This window comes from Vibrio sp. YT-19(2023) (assembly GCF_033337395.1).
On record NZ_JAWOQN010000030.1, the window covers coordinates 45,678 to 55,973 of the forward strand.

5 protein-coding genes and 1 pseudogene are annotated in these 10,296 nt (G+C 42.2%); 2 read left to right on the plus strand and 4 right to left on the minus strand.

Annotated elements, in window-relative coordinates; translation table 11 throughout:
* Window positions 1-44 precede the first annotated feature (44 nt).
* The 3 genes from R7E78_RS19055 to R7E78_RS19065 all read right to left on the minus strand — a co-directional run bounded on the left by R7E78_RS19055 (window position 45) and on the right by R7E78_RS19065 (window position 4,926).
* The gene (locus R7E78_RS19055; protein WP_411913760.1) at window positions 45-3,035 is read right to left on the minus strand and encodes a DUF6701 domain-containing protein; all 2,991 of its coding nucleotides are present in this window, start codon (window positions 3,033-3,035) and stop codon (window positions 45-47) included.
* A 310-nt stretch (window positions 3,036-3,345) separates the two neighbouring features.
* Entirely contained in the window at window positions 3,346-4,185 is an 840-nt protein-coding gene (locus tag R7E78_RS19060; protein WP_258629414.1) for an arginase, read from the minus strand.
* 6 nt (window positions 4,186-4,191) lie between these two features.
* A complete protein-coding gene (locus R7E78_RS19065) occupies window positions 4,192-4,926 on the minus strand; it encodes an IclR family transcriptional regulator (protein ID WP_318058142.1) in 735 nt (244 codons plus the stop codon).
* Window positions 4,927-5,274: 348 nt separating this feature from the next.
* Between R7E78_RS19065 and R7E78_RS19070 the strand changes: the two genes are divergently transcribed.
* The gene (locus R7E78_RS19070; RefSeq protein WP_054574374.1) at window positions 5,275-6,747 is read left to right on the plus strand and encodes an EAL domain-containing protein; all 1,473 of its coding nucleotides are present in this window, start codon (window positions 5,275-5,277) and stop codon (window positions 6,745-6,747) included.
* Here R7E78_RS19070 and modF read toward each other — a convergent pair.
* On the minus strand, window positions 6,735-8,189 hold the full coding sequence (gene modF, locus R7E78_RS19075) for a molybdate ABC transporter ATP-binding protein ModF (protein ID WP_104976535.1): 1,455 nt from the start codon (window positions 8,187-8,189) through the stop codon (window positions 6,735-6,737). The genes R7E78_RS19070 and modF overlap by 13 nt on opposite strands.
* A gap of 285 nt (window positions 8,190-8,474) precedes the next feature.
* Here modF and R7E78_RS19080 point away from each other — a divergent pair.
* Window positions 8,475-10,024 (plus strand): annotated as a pseudogene (locus R7E78_RS19080) (PAS domain-containing methyl-accepting chemotaxis protein).
* The last annotated feature ends 272 nt before the right edge of the window (window positions 10,025-10,296 follow it).

Sequence of the window (10,296 nt, forward strand, 5' to 3'; positions counted from 1 at the left end):
AAGAGCCCCTCAATTGAGGGGCTCTTTTTGTTTGCCGTTTCGCGTTAATTTAGGCCAAGCATATTGGGTTCACCACGATAAATAATGCGATCGTTTCCTCGGTGAATACCAAACGTAACTGTAACAGGTGGATTTTCCTCTTCACTTGTCGTGTTATCCCAATCGTATTTCAGCCAAGGGATGCGATTACCTGAGCCGTCTAAATCCAGGTGGAATTGTATTTGCTCGCGTGCTGAGTCAATTTGGCTTGCAACGATATCGGTCATCCTGCCAACATGCATTGTCCCAACTCCAGAAAGCATGGCGTTGTTTGCAGGCGCATTCGACCAAATTGGCGTGCTGAAGTAATATTCACCATTCGCCGTCGTTGAACTGTCATCGAAGTTAGTCGTAAATCGACCGTTTTGCCAAGTTTCTACAGCAAGTGGCACTTTGAACACCATGCCTTGGTTGCCACCTACATCTTGAAAGTTCAAACGACCGAATCGAATGTCCGGTTGTTGAGTGAGCATTTCGCTGTTATCAAAGAAATTTACCTCATCAACGGCTTTAGTCGTGACTATACCTATTTTGCTGCTGTCACTGTTAGTCCCTTTATTAAATGGGCCATCAGGATATTGCTTATCTGTCGTGTTCTTTTTCCAGCATGGGCTATTGTTACAAGTCGCATTGGTCGAGGGCTTCTCTATAACAAACGTTCCAACACTCGCGCTACCCAGTAGTTTCCAGTCTACCTTCTTAGGCTTAGGCGGCAAAAACCGATCGGAGTATGAGCTTAGCTCGCCTAAATCGAAATGTTGTTGAAGGTTAGACGAAAAGTGGACGTAATTCTTCACGTTTTCCTTATTCGCATTGAGTGCGACAACATCGTAAGTGACTTTCTCAAAAGGTTGATTCATGTAAGCAAAAGTTTGGCCATGTGGGTAGTGCCATTCTTGGTCTTGCACTTGAAAATATTTTGGGTAAAAACGACCAACGTAACGATAGCCTTCGTTCACAGTCATACCTAGATATTTACTTTCTAGGTTTGCTTTTACTCTCAAGCTCCCGACTTCTTCCCAATATAATCCATTAAAGACGAATTGATCATTCTTGGCTGAATTATGCGCCTGAGCTAGCGAGTCACTACTTTTTAGCAATTTTGAGGTTTGGTTCGCTGTCTCTGATGGCGTATGTTGCTCACTCGACAAGACAACGGATGCTGCTGGAGCGTCATCAAGCATAAAATTACGGGTGATAGAAGCATCACAATAACGTGCTGATTCAACAGAACCACTTACAGAGCCGTCAGGTTGCCAAATGATTGGTTTCACTGTTAGAGAGAAAAGTTCTCCAGCAGCGATAAACCCATCACCTTGTTCAGAGGTGCCAGAAGGCAAAGCACGTTGGTTGTCACAAATAGCGAGTGTCCATGGTCGCGAGTGCACATTAAATGTCCCTTTCACTTCCACTTTGCCTTCTTCTGGACACTCTTCAAATCCCTCACATTCAAAATGATCGGACAATGTCACTTCAAATATGCCGGACTCGTTCGTGATAAGACCATGTTCAGACAAGCCGTCTTTAAATTCCGCTGAATAGCTAAAGTTTCCTTCACTTCCTCCTAATGGTTGAACCAATGGATGAAAAACCTTAGGCGTACCATTGTAGTTGCTTGCCACTACAGGTTCGCCGGTGGAGGCACAAGTAAGCAATCGCGTATGCACGTTTTCTGGTTTACCTGCAATAACGCGTATTTCATTTAAAGTTGCGCTTTTCGTCTTTGAGTAGGCCTCAAACATAAATGGCGTAAACATAAAGCGAACAGTTTGATGCTTGCTCGTGTCTTTCGCCATAGTGAAAGTTAGTGTGTAGTTGGTATCTAACGAGATCGTATCAATATTATTCGGAACCACTCGAACAACAAGTTCACCATTCTCGTCAGATATAAATTGGTTGGCTCCTAATGTCTGCTGACCTTTAACCACCTCTAAAGTGAACAAGTCAGGGTGTGATAGGACAGCACTGACTTCTGAGCTTACAACTTCTCCATTATTGGTTGTTGTTGCTGTAAATTGCGGAAGATCGTCGCCGCACATCAGTGCCATGTCGTCCGATGGTGTGACGCTGAGGTTTAAGTCGTTCTCTGATGGAGGCGTAATTTTACATTCAGGGATATAAGAAGGAATAGGGCAAGTTGTTGGTGTTTGATTTGCGTAACTACAATTGGGTTCATCAATGCCACAATAGTGGTTGAAATTTGAACTTGATTCTAGGGTGGCTGTCACACTACCACAAATAGAAGTATTGGAGTTATTAATTGAAAAATGCATTGCCGAAATAGCTTGCTTATTCGCATATATTTTGGTCGTGCCAAAACCTGTATCTACAGTATGTCCCTGAGATGTCAAAGAACCAAAAACTGTCGTATTATTAAGATTTATCCCCGATAGAGCATTAATGTTGCCCACAACTATTGGTGTATTAGAAAGCGACGATTCCAGTTGATTAATTTCTACTTTTGTTCCTTTTGATTTGATATCACCGCAGAACATACCAGATTCGATGTACACGTCACTTTGAGCAATGATGTTGCCATTAAGGACGTTGTGCTCTCCGTAAAACTCGACAGAACGGCCATTTCCACCAACACCATTGGTTTCTATATCTCCTTCGATTTCACTATCAGTTATTTTTATAGAACCTAAAGCAGAGACATTACCTAGTACGTAGCTATTACCATTAATTTTTAACCAAGTTCCTTTAGCTTTGATGTTTATAGGGCTTTCCTTTGAGCCTATGACATTCTGCCCACGGAGTGTTATGGAACCATGAGCGGTTAAAGACGATGAGCTTTGACTACTATTTATAATTTGATCGCCTTTCGGGAGAACAATATTTGTAGTGCAATCGTAAGTAGAACCCGTTACATGAATGGTTCCGTTTTTACAAAAGGCAACATTAGTGTTTGACTTGATATCTGCTAAGTCATAAGTGGTGGCGTGTGAGGTTAGCGGTAAAAAAAGAACCGCAGTGAAAATACTGCAAAGACGCATCATCAAATGTCCTAATGAATGGAACAAGATGGCATCAAGCGAGCGTGAGCAAATGCTCACTGAAATTGGAATAGCTGCGGTACTTTTTTGTTTTGAAGCCGCTTAGTTATTGAACTTTGGTTATTTTTTATTTCGTATGTCATACCAAAGTTTAGCAGCCTTATTACAACGTAAGTGTCAGGTTAGTTCAAGAGGTAAGTGTGATATGTGTCGCTTTATATGTGTAACTATTTGTTAGTTAAGGATAATAAGTAAGCATGTTGATTCAGAATCAGGAAGGACGCGATCCTGATTCTGAATGTTTATAACGCTAGGCAGCGTGAACGATGAGTGGAGCCATCTGATATAACTCTTCTAGTATGGCTTTCGTTTGTCTCGAATACACCAGGCAATCTCGATCGCCAACGAGCTGAATTGCTCTCACTTTACCTGCAACCAAACATTGCCTAATCGTGCGTAGAACCATTTGGATATCAATTTCTGACGCGCCATCAAGGCTGTTTTTGGTTTTTAGAGATCCAAGGTCGATACTAATGATTATTTGGTCGCAGTGGTCGAGGTAATTGCCGATCTGTTGCTTGACGTTATTGCGATGACGAAAAGAAAACTCTTTCTCGGTCACCCAATCACAACCTTGATCTTCCGCGTATTCCCACGTTTCCTGCTTCGTCTCTTGCTCACTGACGCCAGCAAAAAACAATCGTACGTTTTGATAGCGAGAAAGAGCAAAATGGAATGCAGAGCCTAAGCGTGGCTCAAGTGTCGGCTTCAAGTTCATGTTATGCCCGATATTTACGACACCCACTTCGTCTCGATAGGATACGACCACAGGTAACATGGACAAGATTGCCTCGGTACAGTTAGTGACTAAAACAGGAATTGAGTGGCGAGAAAGCGAAAGGCTTAACGCTTCCTGAAACTCGCCATTCTCCAGTTTGTCGTGGTTGAAGTGCCCATAGTTCTCAGCGGTTTCATGATCATGTTGTTGGTAAAGCCAATCACTAGCATTTTCCAAACTTAGATCAGCTAATTCAAACGCGCCCTTAGACATGGGTGGCAAATACTCACACACTGTCATAAAAGAAAAAGGGTAATGCTGCGGCTGTTTCACGGTGTGGTGGAGTTTATAGCGTTTGAAAAAGCTTAACATGATGAATTACCTTTCTGGTGGTAGTGCCCTTGCCGCTTGCAGTACATGTAAAATAATGCGCTGCTTGTCCTTTTCGACTCGGTGGGCCGGAGCCATCACCGAGACTGCGCCAATCAGTTTGCTTCCTTTCATTACCGGTGCGCTAATACCTGACACACCAGGGTCAATTTCAGAAGTACTGACGGCATATCCTTGTTTACGGATGGTTGTGAGCTCTTTTTCCCACTCGTCGCGTCGGTGATCTTGATTAAAATATCTCAAGATTTTCTCGCATCGACTTTGAGGCATAAAAGCGAGCATCACTTTAGATGAGGCACCGCGCAGCAGAGGTTGACTTTGACCCTGGACGAAGCTGCAACGCAGCGCCTGCATACTTTCTTTCTGTCTGACACAAAGCGCACGATAACCCGCTGGTACCATATAAGCGGCCATTTCCCCGGTTTGTTGTACCAACCTAGCCAGTATGGTTTCGACCATGTCGAGCCCATGTTGCGCGGTCTCATAGCTGTGCATGAGTAATAATGCCGCCGGACCAACGACAAATGTCTTGTCGTGAACGCTTTCTTCGATCAAGTTCCACTCTTTAAGCAGTTTTAAGTGTCGGTAAAGGCTGCTTAAAGGAACGTTCAATTGCTCGCTTAGCGTTTTCGCAGAAACTGGGAACGGACTAACTGCAACTTGCATTAACAACTGCAGTGATTTTTCGTTTACCTGGTTAGCATTAGCTTTGTTTGTCGTCATGAGAGTGTTGTAACGTGTTGTAGGAGTTACGACAAATATAATTCTTAATCACTGAGAAAAGAAAAATAATTTTAATGGGTAATTCTTACACGATGAGAAACAGACAGGTAAAGACTTTCGCAAGTACCGATAGACATAACATGGTGTCGAATTAAAGTCTCAGGTTTGAGGCGCTTGATACTAAATTGGAACAGGAGTGAATAAGACATTGTTTAGTTTGCGGTATTACTCAGCGTTTCGCATACTGAGTTAATCCAAACAAATAATGTTAAAAAACGTGAGTTGCTAGCGGGTATCGGAATCGAGGTACCATCTCAGTAAATCGGTTTTATAAAAGGTTACTTTTATATGCTGAATAAGGCGATTTTTAAAAAAGCCATCATTTTTCTTCTGCCTATTCCCTTGGTTATTGGAGAGGTTTTGTATTTAGCTCGTGAAAGCGTGCAAAACAATCTCAATCATTTATTAGAAAAAAATGTGCAAATTGCAGATGAAATTTTATTCCAAATAGAGACAGAAAACCGCACGGCGTTGCTACACCCTGAACGATGTGAAGAGCTCCAGCAAAGCTTAATGTTTGAACGAGATATTGAAGAAATGCTCATTGTGAAAGAGGGAGTCATTACTTGTTCTTCGAAATTGGGAAGTATCTCTAAACCGTTAGCTGAGCACATCACCTTTCCTAAGGGACAAACGTTAGCGTTTGGTAGTGTTGATAGCTTGTACGATCAGTTCTTGCTTGTGGTAACGGAGGGAGAGCGGGGTTATCAAGCCGTAACGATTATCGATCATGACTACTTTAATGCGACAATAGGGTTTAACAACGATTTACGCCTAAAACGCTCTGCGCTGTTTATCCATGATCAAGTTTCACCTGAAGGAGCATTAAGAGCGGGAAGTAATCCTATCGGTATCAAATCGTCGCAAATGTTTGAGTATGAAGCTTTGAGCGAAGCCAGCGATCTTTTCGTCAAACAGAGAACACTTTCCTATTTTTTGTACTCAATTCCAATTATTTTTGTTATCTACCTTTGCTTGTATGCGTTGAATAAGTTTATTGATCCCCATCGCAATTTGATACTGGATCTTAAAAGAGCGATAAAAAGAGGAGAGTTGACCCTGTATTACCAACCGCAAGTTAACGTTGATACCGGCCAGTTATTCGGGTTTGAAGCGCTTGTGCGATGGGAGCATCAAAGTAAGGGGTTCATTTCTCCGGATGAGTTTGTCCCTGCGGCAGAGCAAAGTGGATTGGTTTTTTTACTTACTGATTTCGTTCTGGATAAAGCGGCAGAGGACTTCAGTAAATTAGGCTTTGATCAGCCTGTCCACCTTGGTATTAACGTGCCGCCTGGTTATTTAGTCGGACCAAACGCGATCAGAAAAATTCAATTGCTCGACAGACAGTTGAGCCGAAACAAAGTCTCATTAGGGGTTGAGATAACAGAGCGTCAGCTCATTGATTCAGAGGCGAGAAAATGCATTGCAGCGCTGCGAGTGCATGGTATTGATGTGCTGATCGATGATTTTGGAACTGGCCAAACCTCGTTAGCATTTCTACAGCACATGCGCATAGATTACTTAAAAATCGATAAGTGCTTTGTCGAAACTATTGGTATTCCTAGCCTTAGTGCTTCTGTCTTAAAAGCGATGGTTCACTTCGCGGAAGAATTACAAGTACAATTGATCGCTGAAGGCGTGGAAACCATAGCGCAAGCTGAACACTTAAAGCAGATGGGAGTGAGATATCATCAGGGGTACCTGTACTCCAAACCATTACCTTATGAGCAGCTTGCGCAGCGAAGTCATTATGATTGGTAGACGTTAGCTCTATAACACTGAGCATTTTCATCAAACACAAACTCTAACTCATTTTTGATGCTATCTAAGCGGTCTTCTTGGTAGTGAGACACATACAATAGTTGGCTTAAATTCTCTCTAGCGATGAGTTCAAGTGTGTTCTTAACTAACCGTCTACCCAAAAAATCTAACCCTTGATACGGCTCGTCCAAAATCAATAATGTGGGTTGTTTCACGATGGCTCTTGCAATCAGTAACAGTCGCTGCTGACCGTACTCTAATTGCTTAAATGAGGTTTTTTTGTACTGGCTCATATGTAAGATATCGAGCCACTCGTTTGCAATATCCATTTCTTTGCGAGTTGGCTGGTTATACAACCCAATCGAATCGTAAAATCCTGACAAAATGACTTCTAATGCGCTGCAATTGACTCGATATTGGAGGTGTAGCGCTGAAGACACCATACCGATATGCTGCTTAATTTCCCAGATTGTCTCGCCAGTACCACGCTTTTTACCAAAAATATCAATGTCATTGCTGTAGCATTGCGGATGATCGCCAAAGATCAATCCAAGTAAGGTACTCTTTCCACAACCATTTGGGCCTTTGACCTGCCAATGTTGGCCCTTGTCTATGCGCCAGTTCAAGTCAGTAAAAATCTTCTTATCGGTGTATTCAACAGTCCCATTCTTTAGTTCAAATATTGGGTTGTTGAATGGTGTCGAGTGCTGATGCTGACGTATCAAGCTCATCATTTCTTCACTCTGTTGCTTTGACTGAGATTTAATTTGTCCAATGATTGGATGATTATCCCAACTGGACTTATCCATTGTACTATCAAGCTTTCCTGCACTGAAAAGCGCGATGCTATTGATCCACTCAGGCATGTCAGATTCGCGAGAGAAGGTTATGAGTAGTTGCACATTTTGAGAAAGCGAGTGTAAATAGCGAGCGAGAGCAGCTCGGTGCGCAATATCTAAGCCAGTAAATGGATTATCGAGTAATACTAAGTCAGGTTGTGTGGCTAAAGCTCGGGCGAGCATTACTCTTCTGGTTTCTCCGGTAGAGAGAACACGGAAGCCACTATCTCTAAGATGACTTAGGTCGAGATCATTAACTAGCTGTTCAGTTAAGTTAGTGTCTTGGCTTTGTTCTAGGATTAATGAATAAACAGTGCTTCCTTGGTCGATACGATCAAGAAAATCCGTATCATCTTTTTCTAATTCTCTTTCCAGTAATCGCTGTTGCTCTGATAACGACACTTGCGCAACGGACAGCCCATTTAGCTCAATTTCCCCACTATTTGGTGATATTTCATCACAAATAAGGTCTCCAAGCAGAGAGCCAATATCTCCATCCGCGCTGAATATCCCCCAAGACTGCTGAGTGTTAATTTTCCAATCGTCAATAAACAAGTGTGTCGTATTTCTCTTAGCTGCAAGCTGACGAAAGTGAATAGTCATTGTGTTTGTCTTCCTTGTTTTCGTTTTAGTGGATTACTTATAACAATTTACGAACTCAGTACGGAAGCGCTTTTGTGTATTAATTTTGAACAGTACTCAGTCTTGTGCATATTAACGAAGCCTTGTATTAGAGGATAAAAATGCGACTAGAGTCATTAAGTAATAAGTAAACTTGTCAATAATTTTGTTTTATTTTTGAATCAACCTATCATTATGCATGTGAATGTTATGCCGATAAGTTCATATTTGCCGTTTGTTAATTAATCAATGTAAGGACACATGTTTATGAGTGAAACGGAATACGATTACCCCTCGAGTTACAGCCTAGTTTCCATTACCGATACCTCCAGTTACATCAAATATGCCAGTGAAAACTTTAATGAAGTAGCGGGGTTTGATGAAGGGGAGCTTATTGGTAAACCCCACAATGTTGTGCGTCATCCTGATATGCCAAAACAGGCTTTTAAAGATTTATGGACTCACCTGAAAACTGGCAAACACTGGATGGGAATGGTCAAAAATCGACGTAAAAACGGCGGCTATTATTGGGTTGACGCGTTTGCTTCTCCTATAAAATCTAATGGTGAAGTTGTGGAATACCAATCAGTGAGATTTAAACCTGAGCGTATACACATCCAGCGAGCGGAAAAAGCGTATTCGAAGCTTCGAAATAATCGTAAGCCGTGGAAAATGTATCTTCCTCGTACACGTTGTGGATGAGATCGGCCTTCTTCCTTTTAATTTCAAACCTTCTTGGCTTACTCATTCTACAAATGAATCAATCACCAGTGATAGCGTTTGGCGTTGTTGCGTTACTTTCCGTTTTCTCTATTTATGTATTAACCAGACCAGTTGAGAAGCTCGCTAAACAGGCTAGGCAAGACTTCAATAATCCACTCATGGAATATATTTATTGCGGAAGAATCAACGATCTGGCTGAGATTGAGCTGGGTATGAAGATGCGTAAGCAATTTGCAAATGCGCTATTGGGGCGCGTTGGCGTGTCTGTAAAAGACTCTTGCGAAGAAACGCGCGCAAGTGCTAACAGTGCTGCGACAAATAGCCAGCAAGTGACGGAGAACTTAAGCGCACAGAAAGTGGAGATTGACTCGGTCGCAACAGCGGTCAACGAGATGCAAGCCTCTTCATCTGAGATATCAAATAATGCTCAAGCGACCGCCGAGGCTACGTTAGAAGCACAAAATACGATGATAGACAGCCGTAGCGTTATCGATAATGTTAACCAATCGGTTTTAGAGTTGGTGGGTGAGCTCGGCGAAATATCTAAAGTGGTCATACGTTTGAACCAACAAACCGAGCAAATTGGAACTGTTGTTGAAGTCATCAATGGTATTGCCGAACAAACTAATTTATTAGCGTTGAACGCTGCTATTGAAGCCGCGAGGGCAGGCGAACAAGGCAGAGGGTTTGCCGTTGTAGCAGATGAAGTGAGAACCTTAGCTAAAAGAACTCAGGAATCGACAACAGAGATTAAATCGGCCATTGAAGGGATTCAAAATGGGAGCAAATCAGCGGTTTCTGCGTTAGAGAAAGGTAACGAAATGTCGACCGGAACGGTAACATTGTTAGGTACTGCTTTGGATAGCATTCAACAATTGGAATCCCTTGTTCAGGACGTCGTCGAACGAAACCAACAAATTGCGGTCGCGATAGAAGAGCAGGTTTATGTAACGGATGAAATAAATGAAAACATCCAGTCGCTTAATTTAAAGTACAGTGAATCGTATGAACTGATGACTGAAACGAATCATATGAACACCAAAGTGCAAAATTGCACCAATGACCTGTCTGAAATGATTAAGAAGTTTGCTTAAACTTTAGAAAATCGAAGTTAAAAGCCCGCTAAACATTAGCGGGCTTTTAACTGGAATATAGTGAAGTGCCGGATTCGTTTACGAGCGAGGATTTCTAAATCTCGTTTTTTAAGAGCTAAAATGACGAAAGCTCGCAATAAATGCGAGCTCTCTAAATAAGTGGCGGGCAGATAAGGATGAATACGGGCACTGGACTGGCTTTGTTGCGTAATTCGATGGAACTAAATCAAGAAGCTACGATCTGAGCGGTTACGCCCATCAATCGTCGTAGC